Origin of the sequence: Sphingomonas sp. ATCC 31555 (assembly GCF_000282895.1) — a bacterium.
GTDB lineage: Bacteria > Pseudomonadota > Alphaproteobacteria > Sphingomonadales > Sphingomonadaceae > Sphingomonas.
This window is the reverse complement of the sequence record NZ_ALBQ01000016.1, coordinates 1-24,714: the sequence shown is the minus strand read 5'-3', so window position 1 is coordinate 24,714 and position 24,714 is coordinate 1. Positions and strand designations below refer to the sequence as shown.

The 24,714-nt window shown below is 64.2% G+C and carries 36 protein-coding genes and 1 pseudogene; 22 read left to right on the top strand and 15 right to left on the bottom strand.

Going from position 1 to position 24,714, the window contains the following annotated elements:
• Positions 1-171: 171 nt before the first annotated feature.
• Complete coding sequence (locus B215_RS19895) at positions 172-2,430, top strand: putative bifunctional diguanylate cyclase/phosphodiesterase (protein WP_019369322.1); 2,259 nt, start codon at positions 172-174, stop codon at positions 2,428-2,430.
• Between the two features lie 267 nt (positions 2,431-2,697).
• A complete protein-coding gene (locus tag B215_RS21815; RefSeq protein ID WP_236704484.1) occupies positions 2,698-3,321 on the top strand; it encodes an ArsR/SmtB family transcription factor in 624 nt (207 codons plus the stop codon).
• A gap of 30 nt (positions 3,322-3,351) precedes the next feature.
• Here B215_RS21815 and B215_RS19890 read toward each other — a convergent pair whose 3' ends face one another.
• Genes B215_RS19890 through B215_RS0108995 form a run of 3 tightly spaced genes read right to left on the bottom strand, consistent with a single transcriptional unit; the run spans position 3,352 to position 5,320 of the window.
• Positions 3,352-4,629, bottom strand: coding sequence for a tyrosine-type recombinase/integrase (locus B215_RS19890; RefSeq protein WP_082664475.1), 1,278 nt, complete (start codon positions 4,627-4,629; stop codon positions 3,352-3,354).
• Complete coding sequence (locus B215_RS0109000) at positions 4,619-4,867, bottom strand: hypothetical protein (protein WP_019369319.1); 249 nt, start codon at positions 4,865-4,867, stop codon at positions 4,619-4,621. Before B215_RS0109000 ends, B215_RS19890 begins: the two co-directional genes overlap by 11 nt.
• Before the next feature lie 15 nt (positions 4,868-4,882).
• Positions 4,883-5,320, bottom strand: a complete 438-nt coding sequence (locus B215_RS0108995; RefSeq protein ID WP_019369318.1) for a thermonuclease family protein — start codon at positions 5,318-5,320, stop codon at positions 4,883-4,885.
• Between the two features lie 560 nt (positions 5,321-5,880).
• Here B215_RS0108995 and B215_RS0108990 point away from each other — a divergent pair.
• A complete protein-coding gene (locus tag B215_RS0108990; RefSeq protein ID WP_019369317.1) occupies positions 5,881-6,126 on the top strand; it encodes a hypothetical protein in 246 nt (81 codons plus the stop codon).
• Positions 6,127-6,133: 7 nt separating this feature from the next.
• Here the strand turns inward: B215_RS0108990 and B215_RS0108985 are convergent, their stop codons facing one another.
• The 10 genes from B215_RS0108985 to B215_RS20610 all read right to left on the bottom strand — a co-directional run bounded on the left by B215_RS0108985 (position 6,134) and on the right by B215_RS20610 (position 9,860).
• On the bottom strand, positions 6,134-6,313 hold the full coding sequence (locus tag B215_RS0108985) for a hypothetical protein (protein ID WP_019369316.1): 180 nt from the start codon (positions 6,311-6,313) through the stop codon (positions 6,134-6,136).
• The gene (locus tag B215_RS0108980) at positions 6,306-6,539 is read right to left on the bottom strand and encodes a hypothetical protein (protein WP_019369315.1); all 234 of its coding nucleotides are present in this window, start codon (positions 6,537-6,539) and stop codon (positions 6,306-6,308) included. Before B215_RS0108980 ends, B215_RS0108985 begins: the two co-directional genes overlap by 8 nt.
• On the bottom strand, positions 6,532-6,885 hold the full coding sequence (locus B215_RS0108975) for a hypothetical protein (protein WP_019369314.1): 354 nt from the start codon (positions 6,883-6,885) through the stop codon (positions 6,532-6,534). Before B215_RS0108975 ends, B215_RS0108980 begins: the two co-directional genes overlap by 8 nt.
• A 14-nt stretch (positions 6,886-6,899) precedes the next feature.
• Entirely contained in the window at positions 6,900-7,382 is a 483-nt protein-coding gene (locus tag B215_RS0108970) for a hypothetical protein (protein ID WP_019369313.1), read from the bottom strand.
• A 205-nt stretch (positions 7,383-7,587) separates the two neighbouring features.
• On the bottom strand, positions 7,588-7,971 hold the full coding sequence (locus B215_RS0108960) for a hypothetical protein (RefSeq protein ID WP_236704485.1): 384 nt from the start codon (positions 7,969-7,971) through the stop codon (positions 7,588-7,590).
• Positions 7,959-8,108, bottom strand: a complete 150-nt coding sequence (locus tag B215_RS21315; RefSeq protein ID WP_019369310.1) for a hypothetical protein — start codon at positions 8,106-8,108, stop codon at positions 7,959-7,961. Before B215_RS21315 ends, B215_RS0108960 begins: the two co-directional genes overlap by 13 nt.
• Positions 8,105-8,413: a hypothetical protein gene (locus tag B215_RS0108950; RefSeq protein ID WP_019369309.1), complete on the bottom strand. Its 309-nt coding sequence runs from the start codon at positions 8,411-8,413 to the stop codon at positions 8,105-8,107. Before B215_RS0108950 ends, B215_RS21315 begins: the two co-directional genes overlap by 4 nt.
• Positions 8,410-8,676 carry a hypothetical protein gene (locus B215_RS0108945; protein ID WP_037513470.1) on the bottom strand — a complete coding sequence of 89 codons (267 nt, stop codon included), beginning with the start codon at positions 8,674-8,676 and terminating at the stop codon, positions 8,410-8,412. The genes B215_RS0108950 and B215_RS0108945 overlap by 4 nt, the downstream gene beginning before the upstream one ends.
• 92 nt (positions 8,677-8,768) lie before the next feature.
• Positions 8,769-9,176, bottom strand: coding sequence for an HIRAN domain-containing protein (locus B215_RS0108940; protein ID WP_236704486.1), 408 nt, complete (start codon positions 9,174-9,176; stop codon positions 8,769-8,771).
• Positions 9,177-9,860: a S24 family peptidase gene (locus B215_RS20610; protein WP_019369306.1), complete on the bottom strand. Its 684-nt coding sequence runs from the start codon at positions 9,858-9,860 to the stop codon at positions 9,177-9,179.
• Between the two features lie 55 nt (positions 9,861-9,915).
• Here B215_RS20610 and B215_RS19880 point away from each other — a divergent pair, with 55 nt between their 5' ends.
• The 12 genes from B215_RS19880 (at position 9,916) to nusG (ending at position 15,526) form a co-directional block, all read left to right on the top strand.
• Positions 9,916-10,182 (top strand): transcriptional regulator, encoded by a 267-nt coding sequence (locus B215_RS19880; protein ID WP_019369305.1) that lies wholly within the window; start codon positions 9,916-9,918, stop codon positions 10,180-10,182.
• Positions 10,179-10,436, top strand: coding sequence for a hypothetical protein (locus B215_RS21310; RefSeq protein ID WP_156804364.1), 258 nt, complete (start codon positions 10,179-10,181; stop codon positions 10,434-10,436). Before B215_RS19880 ends, B215_RS21310 begins: the two co-directional genes overlap by 4 nt.
• On the top strand, positions 10,433-10,900 hold the full coding sequence (locus B215_RS0108925; RefSeq protein ID WP_152997844.1) for a hypothetical protein: 468 nt from the start codon (positions 10,433-10,435) through the stop codon (positions 10,898-10,900). The genes B215_RS21310 and B215_RS0108925 overlap by 4 nt, the downstream gene beginning before the upstream one ends.
• Before the next feature lie 42 nt (positions 10,901-10,942).
• Positions 10,943-11,209: a hypothetical protein gene (locus tag B215_RS0108920; protein ID WP_019369303.1), complete on the top strand. Its 267-nt coding sequence runs from the start codon at positions 10,943-10,945 to the stop codon at positions 11,207-11,209.
• Positions 11,202-11,738 (top strand): hypothetical protein, encoded by a 537-nt coding sequence (locus B215_RS0108915; protein WP_019369302.1) that lies wholly within the window; start codon positions 11,202-11,204, stop codon positions 11,736-11,738. The genes B215_RS0108920 and B215_RS0108915 overlap by 8 nt, the downstream gene beginning before the upstream one ends.
• On the top strand, positions 11,738-11,953 hold the full coding sequence (locus B215_RS0108910) for a hypothetical protein (RefSeq protein WP_019369301.1): 216 nt from the start codon (positions 11,738-11,740) through the stop codon (positions 11,951-11,953). The genes B215_RS0108915 and B215_RS0108910 overlap by 1 nt, the downstream gene beginning before the upstream one ends.
• Entirely contained in the window at positions 11,937-12,350 is a 414-nt protein-coding gene (locus tag B215_RS0108905) for a hypothetical protein (protein WP_152997845.1), read from the top strand. The genes B215_RS0108910 and B215_RS0108905 overlap by 17 nt, the downstream gene beginning before the upstream one ends.
• Before the next feature lie 21 nt (positions 12,351-12,371).
• Positions 12,372-13,304 carry a DUF2303 family protein gene (locus B215_RS0108900; protein WP_019369299.1) on the top strand — a complete coding sequence of 311 codons (933 nt, stop codon included), beginning with the start codon at positions 12,372-12,374 and terminating at the stop codon, positions 13,302-13,304.
• Between the two features lie 65 nt (positions 13,305-13,369).
• Positions 13,370-13,723, top strand: a complete 354-nt coding sequence (locus B215_RS0108895; protein ID WP_026009106.1) for a hypothetical protein — start codon at positions 13,370-13,372, stop codon at positions 13,721-13,723.
• Complete coding sequence (locus B215_RS0108890; RefSeq protein WP_019369297.1) at positions 13,720-14,373, top strand: hypothetical protein; 654 nt, start codon at positions 13,720-13,722, stop codon at positions 14,371-14,373. The genes B215_RS0108895 and B215_RS0108890 overlap by 4 nt, the downstream gene beginning before the upstream one ends.
• On the top strand, positions 14,357-14,896 hold the full coding sequence (locus B215_RS0108885; RefSeq protein WP_019369296.1) for a hypothetical protein: 540 nt from the start codon (positions 14,357-14,359) through the stop codon (positions 14,894-14,896). The genes B215_RS0108890 and B215_RS0108885 overlap by 17 nt, the downstream gene beginning before the upstream one ends.
• A gap of 54 nt (positions 14,897-14,950) precedes the next feature.
• Positions 14,951-15,526: a transcription termination/antitermination protein NusG gene (gene nusG / locus B215_RS0108880; RefSeq protein ID WP_160327958.1), complete on the top strand. Its 576-nt coding sequence runs from the start codon at positions 14,951-14,953 to the stop codon at positions 15,524-15,526.
• Positions 15,527-15,649: 123 nt separating this feature from the next.
• On the opposite strand, the gene B215_RS21305 is transcribed toward nusG, so the two are convergent.
• Positions 15,650-15,823, bottom strand: a complete 174-nt coding sequence (locus tag B215_RS21305; protein WP_156804363.1) for a hypothetical protein — start codon at positions 15,821-15,823, stop codon at positions 15,650-15,652.
• Positions 15,824-16,045: 222 nt separating this feature from the next.
• Positions 16,046-16,150 (bottom strand): annotated as a pseudogene (locus tag B215_RS22145) (PEPxxWA-CTERM sorting domain-containing protein); the annotation flags it as partial.
• A 1,891-nt stretch (positions 16,151-18,041) separates the two neighbouring features.
• Between B215_RS22145 and B215_RS21805 the strand changes: the two are divergent.
• The 7 genes from B215_RS21805 to B215_RS19855 form a co-directional block, all read left to right on the top strand.
• On the top strand, positions 18,042-18,602 hold the full coding sequence (locus B215_RS21805; RefSeq protein WP_019369292.1) for a hypothetical protein: 561 nt from the start codon (positions 18,042-18,044) through the stop codon (positions 18,600-18,602).
• A gap of 4 nt (positions 18,603-18,606) precedes the next feature.
• Entirely contained in the window at positions 18,607-20,298 is a 1,692-nt protein-coding gene (locus B215_RS0108855) for a terminase large subunit (RefSeq protein ID WP_037513466.1), read from the top strand.
• An 11-nt stretch (positions 20,299-20,309) separates the two neighbouring features.
• On the top strand, positions 20,310-20,927 hold the full coding sequence (locus B215_RS19870) for an HK97 family phage prohead protease (protein ID WP_019369290.1): 618 nt from the start codon (positions 20,310-20,312) through the stop codon (positions 20,925-20,927).
• Between the two features lie 46 nt (positions 20,928-20,973).
• Positions 20,974-22,497: a phage major capsid protein gene (locus B215_RS19865; protein WP_019369289.1), complete on the top strand. Its 1,524-nt coding sequence runs from the start codon at positions 20,974-20,976 to the stop codon at positions 22,495-22,497.
• Positions 22,498-22,567: 70 nt separating this feature from the next.
• The gene (locus B215_RS20600) at positions 22,568-22,858 is read left to right on the top strand and encodes a hypothetical protein (protein ID WP_019369288.1); all 291 of its coding nucleotides are present in this window, start codon (positions 22,568-22,570) and stop codon (positions 22,856-22,858) included.
• On the top strand, positions 22,855-24,228 hold the full coding sequence (locus tag B215_RS0108835; protein ID WP_019369287.1) for a phage portal protein: 1,374 nt from the start codon (positions 22,855-22,857) through the stop codon (positions 24,226-24,228). The genes B215_RS20600 and B215_RS0108835 overlap by 4 nt, the downstream gene beginning before the upstream one ends.
• Positions 24,203-24,714, top strand: a 512-nt coding sequence (locus B215_RS19855) for a hypothetical protein (protein WP_019369286.1), incomplete at its 3' end; no start/stop codon positions are given. The genes B215_RS0108835 and B215_RS19855, both read left to right, overlap by 26 nt.

The following is a 24,714-nucleotide window of genomic DNA, read 5'->3' as shown; positions in this document are numbered from 1 at the left end:
CCGAAAAACAACGATTGCGCCCTACCCTGAGGCGCAAGCGGTGCAGGCTGCAATTGTTCTGAATATTGAAGCCTGAATACCTTGCATCGGACCCTTCTTTAGTTGCGCAGATGCATGTCCCATCGTTCTCACCTTCCCCCTCTCAGCCCTGCTCTGCGGTTCACTGCCTTCGTGGCGGCGCCTGCGCTCTGCCTCGCGGCCGCGCTGGTCCTGTTCGGAACCTGGAGCCTGTGGGCGACGGCCACTGAGGTCGATGAGTCAATCCGCGGACGACAGGCGAACGACGTGCATCTGGCCTTGGGCGCGGTGCTCGACGACGTCGCGCAGAGCCAGGCGGGCGTCGCCATCTGGGACCCTGCCTATGCGGAGGTGCAGAAGGCCAAGCCTGACGCAGAGTGGCTCGACAAAAACGTGGGTGTTTGGCTGAACTACGTGTTCAATCATGAGCTCGACATCATCATCGACGGCCAGGACCGGCCGGTGTACGCCATGCGAGGCGGTGAGCGCGCCACCCCGGCGATATTCGCGCGCGTCCGACCGGCGCTGCTCCCGCTGATCCAGGCGGCTAGAGGCTCGCTCCGCCGGGCACCCAACACCCACGAGCGCTTGCCTGGCCAAAAACTGGCGCAGAACAGCACGGTGCGCACCTCCCCAGCCGCGTTCCACGCGACCGACCTCGTACAGGTGTCCGGGCGTGCGGCCGCGGCCAGCGTGATGCGGATGATCCCCGATTCCAAGCTCGTGACCGGCCCTCCAGGGCGGCAGCCCATGCTGATCAGCATCCGCTTCCTGGACGGCAAGCTGATGGGCGACCTGAGCCGCATCCGGGGTATCCGCGACGCGCAGATAGTGTCCGCACCGGCGTCGACGAAGACGGGCATGTACAGCGTGCCCCTGCGGTCGTCGCAAGGCATGCTGGTCGGTCATCTCGGCTGGCGGCCGGACATGCCCGGCCGCGACATCCTGCGGTCGATAGCCAAGCGGGGCGGCGCGGCGGCAGCTGCGCTGATCGCGTTGTTGGCGGCACTCGTCTTCGTCGTCGGGCGATTGATGTTCAGGGATGCCCGTTCGATCGGTGCGCTGGAAGCCGCTCGGCTCGAGCTTCAGGCGAAGGAAGCGCGCGCCCAGTATCTCGCCAACCACGACGTGCTTACCGCCCTGCCGAACCGGGCTGCATTCAATCGCGTTGTCGATGGTGCCGCCGGAAATGTCGCCCAGCAGGCGCTCGGCGTGCTGCTCATCGACCTGGACAAGTTCAAGCACGTCAACGACACGCTGGGCCATCTTGCCGGGGACCAACTCATCCAGAGCGTGGCAGGCCGCCTCTCGGCCCGGCTGCCCAACGGCGGGCTGCTGGCGCGGCTGGGCGGCGACGAGTTCGCCATCTGCCTGACCGAGGATCTCGAGGCGGAATCGCTCGGCACGCTTGCCGAAGCCTGCCTCGCCGAGCTGCGCAAGCCCTTCCCGATTCTCGGATCGGAAGTGCAGATCGGGGGCAGCATCGGCATCGCCACGGGAACTCCGCGCAGCTCCGATCGCACCGAGCTGCTGCGCAAGGCCGACATTGCGATGTACAGCGTCAAGGCCAGCGGCCGCGACGGCTATCGCTTCTTCACCGCGGAGATGGACGAGAGCCTCGCCAATCGGCGCGAGCTTGAAGAGGATTTGCGAAAGGCGCTCGGCGCCCGGCAGCAGCTGTTCGTCGCCTATCAGCCGAAAATGGATGCAAACGGCGCGACGGTGGTCGGGCTGGAGGCGCTTGTCCGTTGGGATCACCCGGCAAAGGGTCTGCTAACGCCCGATCTCTTCATCCCGATCGCGGAGGAAGCGGGCCTGATTCACGCGCTGGGCGGCTGGGTGCTGGCGGAAGCATGCCGCGTCTCCAAACAATGGCCCGGCCTCACGATGGCGGTCAACGTGTCTCCCGTCCAGTTCAAGGCGGAAGGCTTCGCCGCAACCGTGCGATCCACCGTGCAGACCTGCGGCGTGGATCCACGGCAGATCGAGCTCGAGGTGACCGAGGGGATCCTGATTGATGATGCCGAAGAAGTACGCGCCGCGCTCCATGACCTGCGCGGCGCAGGCTTCCGGATCGCCCTGGATGATTTCGGCACTGGCTATTCCAGCCTGAGCTACCTCAAACGATTCAAGGTAGACCGTCTCAAGATCGACAAGAGTTTCGTCAAGCGGATAGGACGGGACCAGGAGGCGATTGCAATCGTCCAAGCGGTCATCGCCCTGGGTCACGCGATGAACCTGTCCGTCACAGCCGAGGGCGTCGAGACTATGGAGCAGGGCTCCCTGCTCCGAACGATAGGCTGCAACGAACTACAGGGATATCTTTTCTCTAAAGCTCTCCGCGAGGAGGAGCTATCCATCGAACTCGACGGCATACCGAACCGGGCCATCAGGGGGCAAAGGGCAGGCTGAATTGTCGTGTCGCCATCAGCCGTCGTCCGTTTGCGTCCGCTTATGGGAAGAGTGGTCAGCTCGCTGAATGACAGCCAGTGGGCGCAAAGCCGACCGGCTGATTTGCGAGAAATGAATGGCGGGTTTCAGCAAGAGCCGCCGCTCACATCAACGACGCTGAATGTCTTGAGCTGGTCGTGAGCTGCCCCACGCCGGGGCTCGCTCAACGGCAGCTATGCCGGTCTCGTTCTCCAAAAGCGGTCATTTCCGCTTCCCACCATTTCCGCCATGGCGGCTACCGCCAGCATCGCGGCAATCGTTCATCGCTTTGGTGAGCGCGTGAAGCATCGTCCCGATGGAGGTGAGAGCGCTGGGGATCGAGAGCCCGCTGGTGGCGGAACGCGATATCGAACGTTACGCGACGTCTCCGGGCAACCGATCGCTCAAGCGCCCGCCTTTCCTCTCTCCTCTCGAGCGGCTTCGGGCATATTGCTACGCCGTAGCAATATGGCGCCCGGAAATCTTAATACGTTCAAAGCCTTCCATGTTTTGCATGTCTCACATACGCTGCACAGCATGAGCGACGACTTTCACAACTTCACGGAGCGCGCGTCGGCGTTCCTCAAGATTCTTGCTGGCCGCACGCGCTGCATGTTGATCTGTGAACTCCTCGATGGCGAGAAGTCGGTGAATGAACTCGCGATGGCAATCCGTTCAAGAACGACCGCCGTATCGCAGCAACTCGCGATACTCAGAACCTCTGGCATGGTCTCCACCAGGAGGGAGGGCCAGAAGGTGTTCTATTCGCTTAAGAGCGAGGAGGCGAGGCGTTTCGTCGCGGCGCTACTCGAAGTTCTGGAGCAGAACGCCAACGCAGCCTTCGTAGAGCAAGCGCACATGCGAGCCGCCTAGCAGAACCATTCTGCACCCGAAGGAAATGGATCAGATACGGGCGCTTACCTCGACAAGAGACGCATCGCCTGTGATCCTCGCAATATGTTCTCGCCGGGCTCTTCCGATCCGTCGCGCTTTCTCGCGGTTGGCTTTGTCGTAGATCTTCGTTGTTTTGATCTCCGAGTGTCCAGATACCGCTCGGATATCTACCTCACCGGAGTCGCCGATCTCGGTCAGCCCACCATGTCGGAAGCTGGTGAACCGCAGGTCCTTCGGCAGCCCGGCCTTGATACGGATTCGCTTGTGTAGCTTCTGCATGTAGTCGATGCCGTACGCCTTCCCGGTACGCTCATCCCGCACGATCATCTCGTGCTCGGCTCCCTCAGTGCGCGGCGTGCGCGCAAGCTCTGCTTCCAGCTCCGGGTATAGCTGCACCGCATCCTCACCTTCCCCGTCGACAAGCGGCAGGGTGATCGGCTTGCCCGTCTTAGACTGGATGACGGCGATCTGCTCGCCCGGGCGATAATCGTCCCAATAGAAGCCTCGCACGACCTTCTTGTCCGGATCCTCGAACCCAAACACGTCCGTCACCCGCTGGCAGGTCTCGAAGCAGAGCGCCGCGGCTGTCGCCATTGACTGGCGGCCCATGGCGCGCGCCGTCTCGCGATAGAGGTCGTATTCGGCCCGGGTCGCTGCACGGTTGCCCTTGCCGGGCCCGACGCTTGTTTTGATGCCCATGCCCTTGAAGGGGTTCACCTTCACACCGGTGTGCTTGGAGTAGCCCGGCCGGCACGCTGAGCTCCACACCAGCCGGCAGACCTGCATCATGTAGGAGCCCTGTCGCTCACCGTGTTTGGCGATCGCGCGCTGGTACAGCTTGTCCGCAGCGGGCCCGTCGACCGCGCCCGCCTGGCGCTGGCCAAAAGTGCCGGTCTTCATCGACATTTCCTCGACGTACCGCATAGCGCGCTCGTAGCCGACGCGCGTCTGGTGGCGCTTTTCGGTGAAGCGATCCTGCTGCCGATACCAGTCGAACAGCCATGTGATCGTGCCGTGCGGCACCTCCGCCTTGTCGCCGAGCCGCCAAGCCTTGAACGCTTCGTTCAGCACGCGGGCGCGAACGATCACCTCGGCGACGTCGGTGCCGAGCGGCGTGCTCTCAACTGGGCAGGTCTTGCCGTGGCGAAGCGCCTTTCGTCTAACTTTCTCATCGGGGGAGGAGGCGAGCTTCGGATCCGCCCAGGCGGGGCGACACCAGAAGTACGCCTTCTGCCCGCTGGCAAGTCTCCGCACGTTGACATAATGGGGGAGGCGTTCAGTCGCCATCGCCGAAGTCCATGTCTTCGGCCACGTCGCCGAATAGCTTCCGGATCGCGTCGTCCAGCTGCGCACGCTCGGTGATCATCGAGCCGTTCGGCCCGCGCGCTCGGAAGCGAACTGTACCTTCACGCTCCCATTGCCGCATCTGCGTCTCGGAGACACTGGTATAGGCGAGCGCCATCGCTCGCGTCATCGCGGCGGGCCAGAAGGGGATTGTGCCGTCGAGCTTCTCAGCGGCGCCCATGGTCGGCTTCTCCGTTCAGGGTTGTGGTGCCCGCCCACCGCGGGGAGCGGGGCAGGGGTCCAAGTGGTAGCGGCGCCAGTACCGATCCCACCGAGTGGCGGCACCGGAAGCGGTAATCGCGCAGGCGAGGTCGCGGCCGTCCGGTAAGCGGCAGCGAGCGACGATGCGGTTGTAGCTTGGCTCGAGAGCCTGGCAGGTGAGCCGGCGGCGCAGCACTAGCGCCGAGACGGTGCGCTGGCTCGCCCGGGCCCGCACGTCGCTGCAGACGTACTCGGCGCGGCCCTGGCGGCAGGGCGTGGCCGATGCGAAGTCCGGCGCCTGGACACCAGCGATGCGGACCTTCGGCCCCTCGGCGCACCAAAGGGGACCATCGCCGTCGTGGACGCGGGTGACGGTGCAGGTGAACGGCTGCTCCAGAGCGAGCGAACCTAGTAGTACTCCGAGCAGCATCATGATTTTACATCAATTAGTATGGGCACCACATCACCGAATGCCGGAGTACGTGCTTTGTCGAGATCGCAGCACACAGCAGCCGAGATCCAGAACGAGCTAAAGCGGGTCGCTGCCTCTATCAGCACGCCTGAAGACGGAGAGCAGGTGAAATTCCGGCGGCCGTTCCTCGCCGGGCCACGCTGGCCATTCGAGCATAATTGGGACGTCTGCGTTGATACACCGACCGGCTTGGAGCACCTCGCATACCGAGCAATCGAAGACGTCGCGGCTAGGTGGAACCTGACTTGGGTGCGGTAGGATCCCCACGGCACAACCTCCTCCGCTGACTCCTGCGGGTCTTCAAAAACGTAGCTGGAACGGCCATGGCCGCTAGAACTAGCGAGTTCGGCGTTCAGGCACTTGGAGCCGGTGATGCGTCTTTGGGCCCCCTCCGCGCACCAGAGCGGCCGGTGACCGTCGTGGATGCGGGTGAAGTTCTGCCGTCCTGCCAGTGTGGTGAGGATCATGCTGCGCTCCGAGGTGTTCTAATACGACGTGCCCTCCTAAGACGGGATCTCTCCATGGCCAGGTCGACGCACACTGCCGAGGAAATCCAATTGGAATTGGATAGGGTGGCAGCCCTTATGTCTGCCGACAGTGAGGACCAGAGCATCGAATTCCACCTGCCGACGCCGGTGGAAATGGATGAAGACTGGCCATTCGAGCATAATTGGGACGTCGTCGTTGAATGCCCAGAGGGCATGGAGGACTTTGTCGAGCGAGCGTTAAGCGATGTAGCCGGGCGCTGGGACCTCGAAACAGACTGACGCCTTATCACTGCCTGCTCCCATCTCGGCAGGGCGCGCAGCGGCCGTTGACCAGCCGCGGCATGTCCTCGCCGCATTCCTCGCACTCGCCCGGCGCGCCGACGGCGATCGGCTGCCGCGCCGCGCGCAGGCTGCGCTCGAGGTGCTGCTCGGCGAGCGCGTTTGCCTCGTCGATCGTGTCAGCCATTGAGGCGGTCTCCAAAAATTGCGCGCTGCCAAGCCAGGTGGCGGAGCATGTCGAGCGCCAGCGCGTCGACCTCGCGGAAGTTGTCCTGCCCGAACTCCCAGTCGCCGAGGCCGAGCAGCTTCATGATGATCCGCATGGTGTTGCGGTGGACGCGGATCTCCATGTCGCCTTGACGGCCGATCCGTTTGCTGAGTGCTTCCAGCACTATCTGGCGGCGGTCAGCCATTGGCCACCTCGGTCATCTGCGCAGCGTCGCGCTCCATCAGGATCTTGCGGAGGGCGAGGCCCTCGCCATTCGACCAGTACATGCCCGGTAGGGAGCCGCCGGGACCGTCGTACTGGCCGAGGCGGCGACGGGTCAGCGCCCGGGCGACCGCATAGTCGGCGCCGGTGCGCAGCTCGACGCCGAGCCCCTCGGTCCCGGTGACGTCGTCCGGCGCGCTCGCGAACAGCATGCGCTTCTGCGATCCCGGCAGGTCGCCCACCCTGATCAGCGATGCGAGCTCGTCCGCCTGGCTCGCGGTCCAGCGCTGCGCCATGATCGCGCGGCGCGCGGCGGCGAAGGCGCTCATAGGCCAGGCCTCCATCATGCGGCCTCCCGGCTGTCGTGCTCACCGCAGCCGCGGCCGACCAGTTCGCCGTTCACGCCGCCGGTGAAGTCCTGCCAATGCACCCAGCCCTTCGGGCAGGCGAAGCCCCACTCGCGAACCTTAGGCCCGGTGAAGAACAGGGAAACCGCCGGCTCGCCGTCGATCAGCTCGAGCCGGTGAAGCGCTTCGGCCGGCCGGTGCACGATCGAGCCCGCATCGCGGATAAACGTTCCCTCGGGCGTGATCTCGCGATAGCGGCCGATCAGCAGATAGGACGTGTTCGCCCACGGATGGTCGTGCAGCGCCCGGTCATCATCGTCGCGCAGGATCTGGTGCAGATAGACGTTCATCTGCTCGTTGCGCGGGACGATCCACCAGCGCCGCATGTACGCGGGCTCGCCGATCACAAAGTCGGGCTGGCGCTGCATCTGGGCACGCGCCCACGCGGCCATATCCTCGGGTGAGGTATAGGGGATCATTGGAGCTGACCTTGATAGGTGCTCCGGCCGGCCTCCACGGCCGGAGCGAGGGTGCGCGCTTGTGCGCTGCTTGCGACCACGAGGGTGGATGTGGAGGCCACCTCGGGGGATCGGGGCTGGTACGCCGCGAGGACGCACCGAAAAAGCATGCTGGCGAGCAGCAGAGTTCCCACTCCGCAGACGCTGCCGAAGTAGAGCTTCCGCATTAGGATTTCCCCTGAGTGAGCAAGTGCCGATTGAGGTAGCTGGGCTCCTTCACCCAGCCGTTCCGCAGCACGATCTTCACGTCGCCGCTCGGCGCGATCACGCGCAGCCGCCCGTCTCGGGTGACCGAGAGGACCGGGCAGTCGAACTGGAACACCGGCGGCGCGACGCCGCGGGGCCAGTACATTTCGCGCGACGTGGCCTCGCGGAACACGGTGACGAACACGCCGTGCGTGTCGGGATCGATGCCGTTCCCCTTCATCGCGCCGACCTGGGCGCGCGTGAAGCGGTCGCCCGGCGCGTCGAGCCAGCCCACCCAGGGGCTCTGGTTCGACGGCGCGATGACGATCTTGTCGCGTTGCCGGGGGAACGTCACAGCAGCCACCAGCGGCGCCGAGGGCGCTCCTGCGGCTGCGCGACCTGAAAAGGCGCGCGGCGATCGGCCGCGATCCAGACAGCACCCCAGCGCTTCGTCTGCTCCGGGCGTTCGCTGGCGCGGAGGCGGGAGTAGGCCGGTTTCATGCTGCGGGCTCCAGCACCGGCAGCTTGCGCAGCTGCTCGCGAAACTCCTCAGTCACCTCGTCGTCGATCTTGCGGAAGCGCCGAGCCCCAAGGCTTGCACCGTCCGGGTGATGTGGCCCCGTGTGGTCGAAATTACACAGGATCACGTTCCAGGGGTCTTCAGGCCACCAGAACGAGACATCCTCAACGGCAAAGATGCGGTAACTACGACCAATTCGCAGGCCTGTGTCGTCGCCGCAGCCGCAGCCGCACGCGCCGTCGTCCACGCATACCACGACATCGTTGGGTTCGAACGGCGCGCTCATGCCGCCACCGCCACGCTCTCGGCGTCGATTGCCATGTTGATCAGTTCGAAGAGGGTCAGGCCTGACATGCCCAGGCGCTCGGCGCGCAGGTCAATGTCGTCGAAGCGGCTCTGCACCTGCGCGCCGATCTGGGCGCGGCGCGGATCGCCGTACCGCATCCCGACCAGCGGGCGGGTGATGTCGCGGATCTCCAGCACGACCGCGCGGAAGTCGTCGACCGCCTGCAGCACGTCTGGGTCGTTGAGTGAGGGATGGGTCAGCATTGTAGCCTCTCGTCCGAGCCGCTCAGACGAGCGACCTCATGACCCGAGAGCTACAAAACAATTGTAGCTATGTCAACAGAGTTTTTGTAGTTTCAACCGAAGTCATACGGCGGCTCGAAGTCCGGCCAGAAATCAGGGTCGTTATCCTGTTGATCTTCAAAGGCTTGCTGCTTCTGTGGCAGCGTTGGTGCCGCGCCATCTAGATTGACGCGGATAACCGCTCCGTAGGGCGTCTGCTCCTGGAAAACGGCAACGAGGTTCCGGCCATCCCTCAGCATCGCGCCGATCCATGGCGCGCGCTCGGCGCTGAGGTAGCCGATCTGGAAGTGTCGCGCGCTCAGCACCATCACGGCGTGCGGATCGACCGGGTTGCGCGGCTCGGGGACGAGCTCAACCGGCTCGCCTCGCGAGCAGAACATGATTTCCGACCTGCGATTGCCGCCGTCGGCGTTCTCGAAGGCCACCCCGACCACGGCTAGGCTTAGTTCAGAAATCGGCACTCACATGCTCCGCGCGATCCAGATCACCTTGCCGACGATATGGATGAACTCTGGATCGGCCAACCGAGAGGGGATGCTCGGATTATCGGAGATGATTTCGATCATCTCCTTGCCCTCGTGGATGACGCGGGCGAGCCGCTTGATGTAGCCGGCGCCCGCGTACTCGAATGCCCAGATCAGATCTCCGAACGACGATCGCGTTTCGGTTGTATCGACCAACACGAGGTCGTCTTTCAGCAGGGTCGGCTCCATGCTGTTGCCGATGCCAGAGGCAAGGAAGAGCTTCTCGACCGGCGCGCGTGTAAGCTGCTTCACGAATCCGAGGTTGAACGGGATCAGGGTCGCAGAGGGGTAGTCGTCGATCGAGGCGCCGTCGCCCATGGCGTACCGGATATCGACCTGCCGGATATAGATAAGCTCGTCTCGGCGCGAGGTCTCCTGGTGAGCCGGTGGAGCGCCTTCCTCAAACGCCATGGTGACGTATCGGAACCACTCCGGCATGCGCTTGGCCGCGCCCTGCTCGAAACCAGAAACTGATTGCTGGGTGAGCTTCTGAGAGCTGCCCTCCCGCTCTGCGATCGCACGGGCATAATTAGCGAGGGCGATCGTCGACCACCCGCGCTTGTTGCGCTCAGCGCGCATCCAGCGCGCGGCGTCGGCGGGATCTTTGGGGAAGGTCGTCATAACCGAAGCGCTTACAAAAATTTTTGTCGCTCCGGTGCTACAAAAGTGCTGTTGCATGGCCTACAACATTTCTGTAGAGAATGAGGATATGGCCAGCGACGATCTCCACGATGCGCTTCGAGCGGCGGTCCTACAAGCGGACAACAACCAGTCGAAGTTCGCAGCCGCTATCGGCACCTCGCAACAGCTGGTCTCGTACTGGCTGAAGAACCGTCGACCGCTGCCCGCTGAATACGTGCTCCCGGCTGAGCGCGCGGGCTTCGGATCCCGGCACGACTTGCGGCCGGACCTGTACCCCCGAGAGGAGGCCCAGGCGGCATGATCAGCCTCGACCACGACAGCGGCGCGCGCGTCCGGCTCGCCGCCACCTGCACCCGCTGCGGCGTGGGCGGCTGGCACCCGGAAGCTCGGAGCTGTCAGCTCCCGAATTGCGGCCTCGCCGCTGCCGACATCGACCCCCTTGGCGCAATGTACGCGTCGGGAGCGGGCGCGGGTCTTACCCCCTCCCTGGGGCCCGCGCCCGCTGTTTCCGCCGATGTCGATCCCCTTCTTCATGCTCAGGAGATTGCACGTTGAGCCGCCAGCAAATCCACGGTCGATTCACGACCGTACCGGCATCTTTGCTCCTGAAGACCCTCGGCGATAGCCTGGACGACATCCGTCGCCAGGACGGCGCCAACGACGAGGACCTTGGCGCGGTGCTGGGCAAGCACAAGGATACCGCCGAGCGCTACCGCAAGGCGGAGGGCGAGATGGGCGTTGTTGCGTTCCTCCGCGGCTGCCGCGCCTGGGACGGGCGCTTCGCGAACGCCACGCTGGCGCTGGTCGGCATGAAGCTGGTCGAGATCGACAGTGGTGCGGGTAGCGATCGCGCGGGGTTCACTGCGCTCGCGACGCTGCTCGCCCAGCTGTCTGAGGCGCTGGAAGACGACAACATCGTCGACGATTGCGAGCTGGCTGCCATGGCGGCCGCCGTCGAGAGCGCCGGCAAGCATATCGACCGCATCCGCGAGCGGCTCCGCCCGCGGCTGGTTTCCTAACCGAGGATCACGCGCCGGCGGGGCCGGCTGAAGGAGTGCACCATGATCGCCACCAAAGGCGCGGCGGCTGCGCAGGCAGCTTCCGCGAGCGCATCTTTGCGCGCTGAAGCCGGTGCAGAGGAGCGGTACCCGTTCCTTTCCCACCGCACCGTTGCCGAGGCCTGGCCCGACTGCGGCGCGCCGCGCTGCGTTGGTGGCGTCTGGCGCCTGGAAGACGAGCGCGTCTCCGCCGTGCGCCACGAAATCGACGGGTTCATGTTCATTCCGATGGCTGCTCGCGTCGGTGCCGCCGAGGTGTCGAATGGCTGAGATGATCTGCCGCGACTGCTCGGCGCCGATCTCGCGCCAATCGAAGACCGGCCGCTGCAAGTCCTGCTCTGCCCGGCACCTCAACGCCTCGCCAGAGCTGACCGCAAAGCGATTGGCGGCGATCGAACGCTACTATGCTCAGCCTGGAGTACGCGAGCGCCACGCCGCCCGCTTCGCCGAGTACAATCGCAACATCCCTGACGAGCATCGCGAGATGCGCCGCCAGCACGGTCTGCGCCAGGCACGCGAGGTGCTCGCCCGCCCGGACGTTCTCGCGCGCTCCAACAGCCCGGAGGCTAAACGCAAGGCCGGCGCGGCCCGCACCGAGCGCACGCTCGGCTGGTGCCCGGCCGAGCTGCGAGACCAGTACCGCCAGTTGTGCGCCAGTCAGCGGCTGAGCGCGGCCGAGGCGCGACGGATCATAGAGGCCGAGATTCCTGGCACCGCCGAGCACGGCAAGCGGGTCGTCGCGAGTCACATCCTGCAAGGGCAGCTCCGCCATGAGCGCCGGCAGCGGGAGGCATACTGATGTCCCGCGCCGCAATCACCGAAGCTGCGCGCCGCCTCTCGGGATGGCTGCGGCGCGCCAGGCTGTCCCGCGATCTCGACCGCGCGCTCGCCGACCGCCGCCGCGCACGCGACGCCCGCCAGGCGGCCGCCCGCAAAGGCGAGGCCACCAAGTTCCGTAACCGCGTCCAAGCTCTCAAGCTCGTGAAAGGAGACCACCGTGACCACCATGCCTGACCGAGGAACGGCACTCCCGCCGATCCCGCCCGCCGACGGGGGGCGCATGCCGCCCGCCGCCAATACCTTCGGGGACTTCGTCCGCTTCCTCGAAGATGGCCAGTTCGACGTCGAGTTGACCGAGGTGATGAAGAGCCTCGCCGGAGAGATGGCGAACGCCGCCATCGATAGCGGCGGCAAGTCGAAGGGCAAGCTGACGCTGACCTTCGATTTCGCCCTCGAAGGGCGCGTGTTCAGCATCGCCGCGAAGCACAAGGTCGACCTGCCGGTCGCCAAGCGCCCGAAGTCGGTCATGTGGACCACTGAGGACATGCGCTTCACCCCCAGCAATCCCGCGCAGGGCCACCTGTTCGGCGTCCGCGAAGTCGGCGGCGCCGGCGGCTTCCGCGACGCCTGATCTCTCAGAGAGGAAACACCAATGGTTTACCCCACCACCTCGGGCGGCGAGCTCGTCCAGCAGGTCCGGAGCTTGGTCGAGGACTATGTCCAGGCCGAGGACATCACGTTGGTAGATCCGGCGACCGGCGTCTGCGCCCTGGCCGTCCGGTCCGGCAACAGCATCGAGCCGATCGACCCGAAGATCTTCGAGCCCTATCGCAACGCGCCGCGCTTCCGGCATGGCACCGCAACCATGCTGTCGCTCGATAGCCTGATCGAGCACGTCAACCGGTTCAAGGACGACGACTCGATCATCTTCGCGAACGATGATCGCAAGAACCCGTCGCTAACCGCGGTCCTTGACTATCACCGCATTGGCGCGGCCGGCGATCCCCGCTTCGGCAAGCACCGCTCGACCTTCGCGTTCCCGCTCTCCGACGAGTGGCAGGCTTGGGCCGAGGCGAACGACGAGAAGATGACGATGGCCGAGTTCGCGGCCTTCCTCGAGAACCGCATCATCGACGTGCTGTACCTCGTGCCCGGTGAGGACACGCTGCCGGAAGATCTCCAGCGGCTGGTCGACACGCTCGGCGGCCCGGACACGATCGCGACGCCGAACAAGCTGATGGAGCTCGCCCGCGGCCTGCAGGTGAACGACGAGGCGATCGTGCAGGAGGCTGTGAACCTGTCGAGCGGGGAGGGCGTCGTGCGCTTCCAGGCGCGGCATACCGACGAGAATGGCGCGCCCCTCAAGGTGCCGTCACTGTTCCTGATCGCCATTCCGGTGTTCCGCAACGGGCCGCTGTACCGGCTCGCCGCCCGGCTCCGGTACCGCGCCTATCAGGGGCGCCTGACCTTCTGGTTCGAGCTGTGGCGCACCGACCGCACCTTCGACCATGCCTTCAGTGAATCGCTGGAGCGCGTCCGGGCCGAGACGGAGCTGCCCGTCCTGGTTGGGAAGCCAGAAGCCTGAGCACGACAGCGCCGCCGGGTTCGCTCGGCGGTGCACCGCCTCCACGCGCACGAGTATCCAGATTGATGATCGCAGAGCTACCCTGGCCGCCCCGCATCCTCAGCCCCAACGGGCGCGGGCACCACATGGCCCTTCACGCGGCAAAGAAGAAGGCCAGGCGCATCGGCGGCGAGGCCGTGATCGCGGCCGGCCGCCCGCGCTTTCCCAAGGACACGCCGCTCGCGGTCACGCTTACCTTCCACCCGAAGACGCGCACGGCGCCCGATGAGGACAATGCGATCGCCAGCCTCAAGGCGTACCTCGACGGCATAGCGACCGCGCTCGGCGTCGACGATAAGCTGTTCCGCCTGCAGCGACCGATCATGGCCGATCCGGTGAAGGGCGGGCGCGTGCTCGTCTCGATCGAGATCGCCCAATGAGTGCAGACCTGCTCGCCCGGCTGATCGCCGCCGGCACGCCCGCCGACCTGGTCGGTGAGGTGGCGATGGCGCTCGCCACGGCACAGGCCCAGGCGCAAGCGGCGACCCAGCCGACCAAGGGCGCGCTGCGCATGCGCCGCTATCGGGAGCGTCACGAAGCGTCACCAAGCGTCACATGTGACGCCAGTGACGCACAAGTGACGCATAGTGACGCTGACCCCTCCCCCAATAAAAGCCCCCCAGACCCCCAAAAATTAACCCCCACCCCGCACACACACGAGGGGCCCGCGCCCGATGCGCCTGCGACGGCCCGAGCTTGGGCCTGCCCGGCTGGCGTTGACCCCGAGCACTGGCGGGATTTCCGCGCCAATCGCCGCAAGAAACGGCTGACCGACACCGACACAGCCTACCGCGGCCAGCTGAAGCTGCTGGCGCAGTTCGCCACCGCCGAGTGGCCGCCCGGCCGGCTCGTCGAGAAAGCAGCCGAGAAGGGCTGGGGCACGATCGTCGATCCATCCGAGTACGAGGACCAGAGCAATGGGCACCGACCAGCAAACCACCGCCGCAACCGGGATCGCAACGGCAGCAACGGCCTGCTCGATGCCGTCATTGACGCCGAGCGCCAGGAGCGTTTTGGCGCGCGCCACTGAAGACGGCGCGACCTTCAGCGCCAGCGACATCGCCGTGATTGAACCAATCGCGAAGGCTGTCGCGCCGAGCAAGCCGGCCGACGAGCGAACCATCCGCCAGTCGATCGGGACACTAGCTGCTTCGATGCCCGCCCAATCCACGAGCGAGGTCGCCGGGCGGCTCAAGCTGAATGCCTACGTTTCCGCACTCGGTGGCTGCGACGCGGCGGCGCTTGCCTATGCCTGCCGACGATGCCTGAAGGAGCTCGATTGGTTCCCGACGGTGCGCCAGATCGAGGAGCGGTTGAAGGCCTATGTCAGCCCGGAGCAGCATGCGATCAACGTTGCCAGGTACATTCTCCGCAACGGCAAGCGTGAAGCCGCGGAGGAAACTTGCGGGCCCGTCACCGACGAGCAGGTCCGTCGGATGAGCACGGAGATCCGGCGCATGGGTCTCCGGCTTGGTCACATCCCTCAGGAGCAGCTCGACCGCATCACGGCGGAAGAGCGCGCGGCTGAAGCGCCGGAGCAGCGTGCGGCGTGAGAACGAGAACAAAGCGTGATTCCTGGGAGGGTTGAGAGTATGTGGCGGGGCAAGATGGAAGAGGCGCAGATGATCGAGACGAAATGGTGCATCGTGCGTACGAGCCCCGGCCGTACGATCTCGGTCGTCCGCTCGCTCGAGCAGATTGGCATTGAAGCTTGGACCCCGATCGATGTCATCAAGCAGCGTGTCCCGCGCAGCCATAAGACCTTCTCTCGCGAGATCCCGATCATGCCGACGTTCGTATTCGTTCGTGCGCGTCACCTCGGCGAGTTGCTGGGCATCTGCGCCTCGCCGGTGTCGGGCCATCCGCCCTTCTCAGTCTTCCGACATGCCGGCCGCTTTCCGTTCATCGCTGACGCCGATGTGGTGAGCGTCCGGCTGGCGGAAGAGCGGAAGCTCAAGGCGCGGCTTCGCACGACCAAGAAGGAGTTCGAGCCCGGAGCGATGGTGAAGGTGCCGGACGGGCCGTTCGCCGGCATGAACGGTATTGTGGAGGAGGGCAACGGGCGCTTCGCTCTCGTTGCTTTCGGCGGCTCCTTTCGCGTGCGCGTTGCCTCTTTTCTTCTGGTCGAAGATGCGATACAGAATGGGAACACCCCAACCGGGACCGCCGCTATAGCGGCTTAAGGTAGCAGGTCGGCAGGGCTTTTGACCCAGGTCGCCGCTCCAACCAACGCAGGGAAGCAGACGCTTCTCGCGAAGTCCGAAGGCTGCCTACAACCTACGTTGACCAATTCGAGAACAATGTCGTCAATCATCAGCGGGAGGCTGCTGTTGAAAGCCTCCGCTCTTTAGAAGGTCGACGGCATCACCGACATGATCCCAGAAGTGAGCTTCATCGAGATTATGCGCTTTGATTGCTGCGACAAGCTTGTCGACGATCACCCCTGGAGCATGGTCGCCATGAAGGTGCAGCATCTGCATGGCGAATAGTTCGGCATCCTCGAGTCGCATAGGAAACAATAACTTAGATTGATCGCATTTGCTCAATCTGCCGAGCACTGTCTGCCGCATCGCACAAACGGGTGGACCCGCACCGGGAACGTAACTGCGGCAGGTATTTCCAGGTGTCTAGGCCAGCACGTCCAGGCTGCTTGCAAGACGAGGACCGGCGCGCCTGAGCAAATCAGACGCGCCGGTCGTGGATCAAGAAACTGCCGCGTGCAGCCTCTTGCGGCGCAGGGCCGAACCAGCAAGGCCAAAGCCCGCGATCATCATGGCCCACGCGCCGGGTTCGGGAACCGCGCCGCCGACCGAAACTGTGACGGGGGTTTGCGTCAGCGAAGCCACGCCGGACTGTGCGAAGGTGAGGCCCGTGACGAATGCCATTGTGTTGGCGGGATCCAAATTCGCGCCTACATCAATACCTCGGAGAGCGAACCCCGAGATGCCTGACCCGAAACCCGCAAGGGACGTGAAGTCAATGAGCTGGCCGCCCATCACGCCGGTGAACAGCGGATTATTTAGATCGCTAAGAGCGTAGATATCGTAGCCGTCCAGATCCCCAGTGATGGTGGGGAAGATCGCAGCCAGGATGTTTGGGCTACCGCTAGACACCTCATAATCGTACCCGACTGCGACCTCTGGATCGAAGTACAGCATCTCACCTTCCACGGCGACGAAGTCGAACTGGAACCCGCCGTTCGAAGTGATGCTCGTCGGCATTGCAGCCTCGGTGGGTGTGTAACCCGGGATCGAGAGGGTAGGGATGGTTCCCGATGAAGAAGACAGGGAGACGTTGGCTGGAAGCGCAAACTTCAGCATCAGCTGCACGTCCGCCTGAATGTACGCGCCGGTGAAGGTGAAGCTTTCCGAAGCGGCTTGCACGAGGGCGTTGAACGTGAAGTCCTGCTGATCGCCGAAGATGCTGAAGCTGTACAACTCAGCGTAGGAGGTGGTGTAGTAGACGTCGTTCCAGCCTTCAGAGGTGGGGGCGAAGCTGTTTATGCTCTCGATACGGACAGTGCCGGTTGAGCCGATCCCATTCGTAGGCGTGAGCGACGCTTGAGCGAAGATGTTGCCGTAGCCCTCATCCAAGGCGAAGCCGCCCCACAACGGATCCACATAGAAGAAGCCGGTGGTAACAGAGTTGGCGTTAGCACCGTTGACGGTAAATCGAAGAGTGTCGTTCCACGAAGCACTCGCGAACGCCGAAGCCACGCCCGCTGCCCCAACAGCCGCATATAGCCGACCCGTTGAGGTATCCCCGCCGCTTGTAGCGAAGTCAGAGCCGTCAAAATTTTGGTGTGCGAACGGGTCCGTAGCGATGGAACCGGACACGGCGGAGCCGGCATAGAAATAGCTACCGGCAGTCGTCGTTTGTCCGTCAACGGAGATCTGCGCCAACGCCGAGCCGGGCGACGCCAACAGCGCGCAAACGCTCAATGCTTGCAAGTACTTCATCGCTTCCCCTTTCAAGTTAGGCGAGTTCGTATCACGCGCGAGACTTGCCAAGAAGCACCCGTGTTAACGCCCCCTTAACGATCCATCGCAGTTGCAAGTGTCGCCTCTTCCTCAAGTACTTGGTGCTGAAACCTAATAAGTTCACGTTAGATCGGAGACGCCAAATCGGGAGGTGAGTCCCCTATTGGCACATCTTGTGTCGGGGGTTTCCTTGCACGGTGCCGGAGGATCTATGGCTGGCAAAAGCAAGCTTACTTCACTGCCTGCGAGACTTTCACCGCTGCCTCCGCGGATCGCTTCGTTTGATGCCGGCGGGCGAGGTCGTGCGCAAGCAAGCCCGTGGCGGCAATGGTATAAGACGGCCCGATGGCGAGCTTTGCGACTTCGCATCTTCGTGCGTGACGGCTTCCGCTGCCAGTGGCCGGGATGTCAACGCGTCGAACCGAACACCTCGCAATTGGTGGCGGACCACCGCCAAGCGCACCGTGGCGACGAGCGGCTCTTCTGGGATGAGGACAATATCGAAACCCTCTGCAAGGCCTGTCACGACGGCGCAAAGCAGAGATCGGAGCAGCGCGGAGCAGCGAGGCCCTAGCGCCCATCGCACGACCGGTATCACCCGGGGGGGGTGACCAATCTCGTTCGAAGCTCGGGCTCACTGGACCGCCCCCGTCCCACGCGGAGAAAAAATCCTGGTGGAGCGGTCCAGGGTGCGAACTTTCGCCGGAGGTAGCCGCCGATGGCGCAACGGAAATCAACTATCGACTGGGCGCGGATCGAGCTTGAATACTTGGCGGGTGAAGATTCCATCCGCGAAATAGCTGACCGGCACGAGATTTCGGACGCAGCTATTCGAAAGCGGGCGAAGGCGCAGGGATGGGTTCGCGAGGTTCGCACTGCGAACCGGTGCGAACCTGAGCGCCAGCCGCCACCGCCTCCGCGTTCGAACCCAGAGGCGCCTCGCGATCACAACCAGATCGCCGACGACGGACGCTCGCTGGTCGCCCGCATGCTCGACGAGCTGGATGCGGTCACTAGCCGTCGCGGCGAGCTTGAGGATCTGATCATTGCCGCGACCGATGGTGATGATGACGACAGCCGCCGCGACGCGATGCTGAAGTTGCTCAGCTTGGGCAATCGAGCGAACACCATGAAGACGCTTGCGCTCGCATTGAAGACGCTGAACGAGGCGGCGGCGCCGCAAGGGAAGAAGGCTGCGCAGCAGGAGAAGGCTGCGCAGATCGGGGGTGGGTCGAGGTTCGCCGCTCTTGGCCCTCCCACGCTCAAGGCGGTAAAGTAAGGCGGTGCCGGTCTGGTCAACCGCATGCGTGGACTGGAAAACCCGGATCCGCGAGCGCCGCACACTTGTGCCCTTCGAGCCGTTGTTCCCGCCTTCAGCCGAGGCGAAAATGGCGGTCTTCAAATCGCTGCGCATCGTCGACCTGCCGGGGCGACCGACCATCGGCGAGTCCGCGGATACTTGGCTGCTCGACTTCGCTGCTGCGATCTTTGGCGCGTACGACCACGAGACGGGGCAGCAGCTGATCCGCGAAGGCATGCTGCTCGTGTCGAAGAAGAACACGAAGTCGACGATCGCCGCCGGCATCATGCTCACCGAGCTGATTTGCGGCTGGCGGGAATCGGACGAGAACCTGATCCTTGCGCCGACGATCGAGGTCGCCGGTAACAGCTTCAAGCCCGCATGCGACATGATCCGGGCCGATGAGGAGCTTGACGCGCTGCTCCACATCCAGGAGCACATTCGGCTGATCACGAACCGCGTCACCAAGGCGACGCTCAAGGTGGTGGCGGCTGACAGCGCGACGGTATCGGGCAAGAAGGCCAGTCGGGTGCTTGTCGACGAGCTTTGGCTGTTCGGAAAGAAGGCCACCGCCGACGCGATGCTCCGCGAGGCGGCGGGCGGGCAAGTTTCGCGACCGGAGGGCTACACCCTCTACCTGACCACGCAATCGGACGAGCCGCCGGCGGGCGTATTCAAGGACAAACTGGCCTATGCCCGCGACGTCCGCGACGGCTTGGTGCAGGACAACGAATTCCTCCCGGTGCTCTACGAGTTCCCCGAGGAGATGATGGCTGCCGGCGAGCACCTGCTGCCCGCCAACTTCTACATCACCAACCCCAACTTGGGGCGCTCGGTCAGCCAGAAGTGGCTGGAGAGCGAGTTTCGCAAGGTCGAGAACGCCGAGGACGGCACCAAGCAGGTCTTCTACGCGAAGCACCTCAACGTTGAGATCGGCGTCGGCCTTAGACACAACGCATGGGCGGGCGCGCTCTACTGGGAAGCTGCCGCGGCGCCTCCGGAAATATGGGACGGCACGCTCGAGCAGTTCCTCGCGATCTGCGAAGTCGCGGTCGCGGGGATTGACGGGGGCGGGCTCGACGACCTGCTCGGCTTGACGCTGCTCGGGAGGCATCGAGAGACTAAGGCCTGGCTGAGCTGGTCGCACGCGTGGGCACAGTTGGACGTGTTCGAGCGTCGCAAGGATATCGTCAGCCGGCTTCAGGACTTCATTGTCGAAGGCACCCTGACGAAGTGCGAGGATCCAACGCAGGATCTCGTCGAACTGGCTGACATCCTCGAGCAGGTGAAGGACGCCGACCTGTTTCCGGAGGAATATGCGATCGGACTCGATCCCGCTGGCGTCACTGCCATCGTGGACGAGTTGATCGGGCGGGGCTTCACCGAGAAGCAGCTTCTGGCGATCTCGCAGGGCTTTCGTCTGTCGGCCGCGGTGTGGGGATCGGAGCGCAAGCTTAAGGACCGCACGCTGCTCCACGCCGTACAGGAGCTCATGAACTGGTGCGTGGGTAACGCGAGAGCGGAACAGCGCGGTAACGCCGTGCTGATCACAAAGCAGATCGCAGGCAAGGCCAAGATCGACCCGCTCATAGCGCTGTTCAACGCGGTCATGCTGATGTCGCGCAATCCGGCGGCAGCCAGGCGGGCCGACTATCAGATGCTCATCATCGGCTGAGGAGGCCGCACATGCTCAACCGGGCCTATTCGTTCATCGAGGTGAAGGTGTTCGATGACGCCAGGCGCACCATCGAGGGAACCGCCACTACGCCGTCGCCGGACCGGATGCAGGACCGTGTCAATCCGCTCGGTGCTAAGTTCGCGCTGCCGATCCCGTTCCTCTGGCAGCACCAGCATGACAAGCCCGTAGGTCATGTCATCGATGCCGACGTGAAGGCATCCGGCATCAAGTTCAAGGCTGAGCTGGCGCAGACCGACGAGCCGGGCAAGCTGAAAGACTTGCTCGACATGGCGTGGCAGTCCCTCAAGCTGAAGCTGGTGCGCGCCACCTCGATCGGCTTCAACCCTATCAAATACTCGTTCCTCGACAATGGCGGCATCGATTTCGAAGAGTGGGACTGGCTTGAGCTTTCAGGCGTGACCATTCCCGCAAATCCGGATGCCGTCATTTCGGCCGTGAAGCAGTTCGACCGCATTTACCGGGAAGCTCAGGGCGTCCCGGAATTCCAGATCCCGCAAGCCCCCACGAATGCCGCGACAGGCAAGTCCGTCAGGGTGGTGAAGCTGGACGCGCCAGCCCGCGACCGGGTGGCACCCTTCGTCGTGCGGAACATCATCCGCACGTGACCTCAAAGGGCGCGGCTCGCCGCCAGCCTTCTACCGGAGTTACATCATGAAAATCATCGGTCTGATCGCGGCGGTGTTCGCCGCTATCCTCATCGCCATGCCCGCCCAGGCGGCCGATATGGCCAACACCCTCTATGTCTTTGCGAGCGGCATCGCTGCTCACGGTCACACCATCGCGCTCGCGGCGGTCGCCGGCGTCCCGATCGCCGACCAGATCACCGCTTTCGAGCAGAAGCGGGCTGCGCTGGTCGCGACCAATGAAGGCATCATGACCAAGGCCGCCGAAGCCGGTTCGACGCTGGACGCCGACCAGGAAGAGGCCTTCGACGATAACCAGAAGGATATCGAGGCGATCGACAAGCACCTGGTGCGCCTGCGCGCGATGGAGAAGAGCTCCGCGAGCAGGGCGCAGGCCGTGACCGGCAAGAACGGTGTCGATGGCACTCAGTCGCGCAGCGGCCCCACCATCATCATCAAGGGTGATGCCGACGAGAAGTTCGAGGGCCAGAACTTCACGCGTCTGGTGATCGCCAAGACGCTCGCCCGCATCGAGGGTGTCGGCTTTGCGCTCGAAGTAGCTCGCAAGCGCTGGGCCGATCGTAACCCCACGCTCGTCCAAGTCGTGCGCGCGGCGGTTGCCGGCGGCGGCAGCGACAGCGGCGAATGGGGCGCTGAGCTTGTCACCGCAGACGGCCGCTATACGGGCGACTTCATCGATTATCTCTATGCCCGCACGCTGTTCGATAATCTGCCGCTGCGCGAGGTTCCGGCCAACGTCACGATCAAGGGCCAGGACGGCACGGCGACCGCTTATTGGGTCGGTCAGTCCAAGTCGATCCCCGTGTCGAAGCCCGACTTCTTCAACGTCAATCTCACGCCGCTGAAGGTTGCTGCACTGGCGGTGGTGTCGAAGGAGCTGCTGCGCGACAGCACGCCGGCGGCCGAGATGCTGGTTCGCGATGCTCTGGTCGAGGCATCGGCGCAGAAGGTGGACGGCACCTTCTTCAGCGCTGCCGCCGCAGTTCCTGGTGTATCGCCGGCGGGCATTCTGAACGGCGTGACGGCTATCCCCAGCGCCGGCAATGACGTCGACGGGCTGATCACCGACATCAAGGCGCTCTATGCGCCGTTCATCACCGCGAACAATGCCAGCGGCCTCCAGTATGCCACCACTGAGTCGCTCGCGAAGTCGATCGGCCTGATGCAGAACGCGCTTGGGCAGGACGCCTTCCCGGGCATTACCGCATCCGGCGGTACGCTGAAGGGCGATCCAATCAGCGGCGGCGGCAATGTCGGCGCTGGCGACCTGATCCTGATGAAGCCGTCGGACATCTACAAGATCGGCGACCGCGGCGTCGAAGTGTCGATGTCTACCGAGGCTGCGATCGAGATGGCGGATAACCCCGCGGGTGCAAGCGACACGCCGACGGCCAATGCCAGCGTCGTCTCGATGTTCCAGACGGAATCGGTGGCACTGAAGGTGGTGCGACCGCTGAACTTCGCGAAGCGCCGCGCGTCTGCCGTCGCCTACGTCGGCGACGCCGACTACGGCACGCCCGTCACCCCGTAACGACCAGGCGTCCATCGAGCCGGGCGGGGGTTTGCTCCCGCCCGCTCCCCTTACCCAGGAGGCTGAGCCGATGCTGATCGCGACCAAGCCATTCACCTATGCGACCCGGCGCCTGAAGGCGGGCGATACGTTCGAGCCGCGCACCCGCGCGCACGAGCGCCTGCTGATCGCGCTGAAGCGCGCCCAGCGTTCGGCCGGCGAAAATCAACCCGACGAGCAGCAGGATCCTGCACCGCAGGCCCCCGCGCCCAAGGGTGATGATCTGGCCTCGCTCCGGAAGGCCTATGAGGTCAAGTTCGGCAAGCGACCTTATCACGGCTGGGATGCGGCGACGCTGACCGAAAAGATCGGTGCGGCGTGAAGCTGTTCGGGTTCGAGATCACCCGAGCCCGCAAGTCGCTGTCGCCGCCGCAGGAATGGCGCGGCGGTTGGCACACGGTGCTCGAATCGCAGCCGGGAGCATGGCAGCAGGATATCAAGGTCCGGCAGGACACTGTCCTTGCCTTTCCGGCGGTGTTCGCCTGCCAGACGCTGATCGCGTCGGACATCTCAAAGCTGCGCGTTCGCCTGGTCCAGCAGGACGGCGATGGCATCTGGTCGGAGGTAACCAACCCGGCCTATTCGCCGGTGCTGCGCAAACCGAACCACTACCAGAACCGCATTCAGTTCTACGAGACATGGGTGCTGTCCAAGCTGCAGCGCGGCAATACCTATGTGCTCAAGCGCCGCGACGGGCGCGGTGTGGTCGTCGGCATGTACGTCCTCAACCCTGATTTGGTGACCCCGCTCGTCTCCGATGACGGGTCGGTCTTCTACCAGCTCCAAACCGATGATCTTTCCGGGCTGCCCGACTGCATCGTCGTTCCGGCCCGCGAGATCATCCACGACCGGTTCAATTGCTTCTTCCATCCCCTGGTCGGGCTCTCGCCGATCTATGCCAACGGCATCACTGCGATGCAGGGCGACGCGATCCAGAAGACGAGCACGCGTCTGTTTCAGAACGGCGCTCGACCGGGTGGCATCCTTACCGCGCCCGGGCAGATCGATCCCGAGAACGCCAAGCGGCTGAAGGATTACTGGGACGCCAACTTCACCGGCTCCAACGCAGGCAAGGTCGCTGTGCTGGGGGACGGGCTGAAGTATGAATCGATGTCGGTGCAGGCCAAGGATGCGCAGCTGATCGAGCAGCTGAAATGGACTGCCGAGGTGGTGTGCTCGACCTATCATGTGCCACCCTACAAGATCGGCCTCGGGCAGATGCCGACGAACAACAACATCCAGTCGCTGAATATCGAATATTACAGCCAGGCGCTGCAGGTGCTGATCGAAGCGATCGAACTCTGCCTCGATGAGGGCCTTGGCATGGTCGGGCAGACGCTCGGCACCGAGTTCGACCTTGAGGGCCTTTTGCGCATGGACAGCAGCACGCAAATGGACGTGCTCGAAAAGTCCAAGGGCAAGTTGACGGTCAACGAGCAGCGCAAGCGGATCGGCGTGAAGCCGGTACCTGGCGGCGACACGGTCTACCTGCAGGAGCAGGATCACAGCCTGGAATGGCTGGCGCGCCGCGACGCGCAACCGATCGAGGCGACAACGCCGCCGCCCCCACCGGCCGCGGCGCCTCCCGCAACCGACACTCCGGCCGAATCCGGTGCTAAGGTCATCGACCTATGGGCCGTTCGCCGCCGCGCGAAAGGCAAACTCGATGATCGACTCCGACGCGCTAGCTGACCTGATCGCCGAGCTCATTGGCGACCATGTCGAGCGCGCCACGGCGCCTCTGGTGGTGCGGATCAGCGAGTTGGAGCAACGATTGGCCGCCCAGCCTGGGCGCGACAGTGTCCGTGCTATGATCAACGACACTGTCGCGGCTTTGCCGCCACCTTCGACACCGGAAGCCATCACCGCAGAGGATCTGGCGCCGCTGATTGAGGAAGCGGTACAGCGCGCGGTTGCCGCGTTGCCCGCGCCGAAGGATGGGGAGAGCGTCGACCCGGCGGTTGTCCGGGGTATGGTCGATGAGGCAGTTGCTGCTCTACCGCCTCCGCCAGCACCGGAAGCCATCACCGCGGAGGATCTGGCGCCGCTGATTGAGGAAGCAGTACAGCGCGCGGTTGCCGCGCTGCCCGCGCCGAAGGATGGCGAGAGCGTCGACCCGGTGGTGGTCCGGGGCATGGTCGATGAGGCGGTTGCTGCTCTACCGCCTCCGCCAGCACC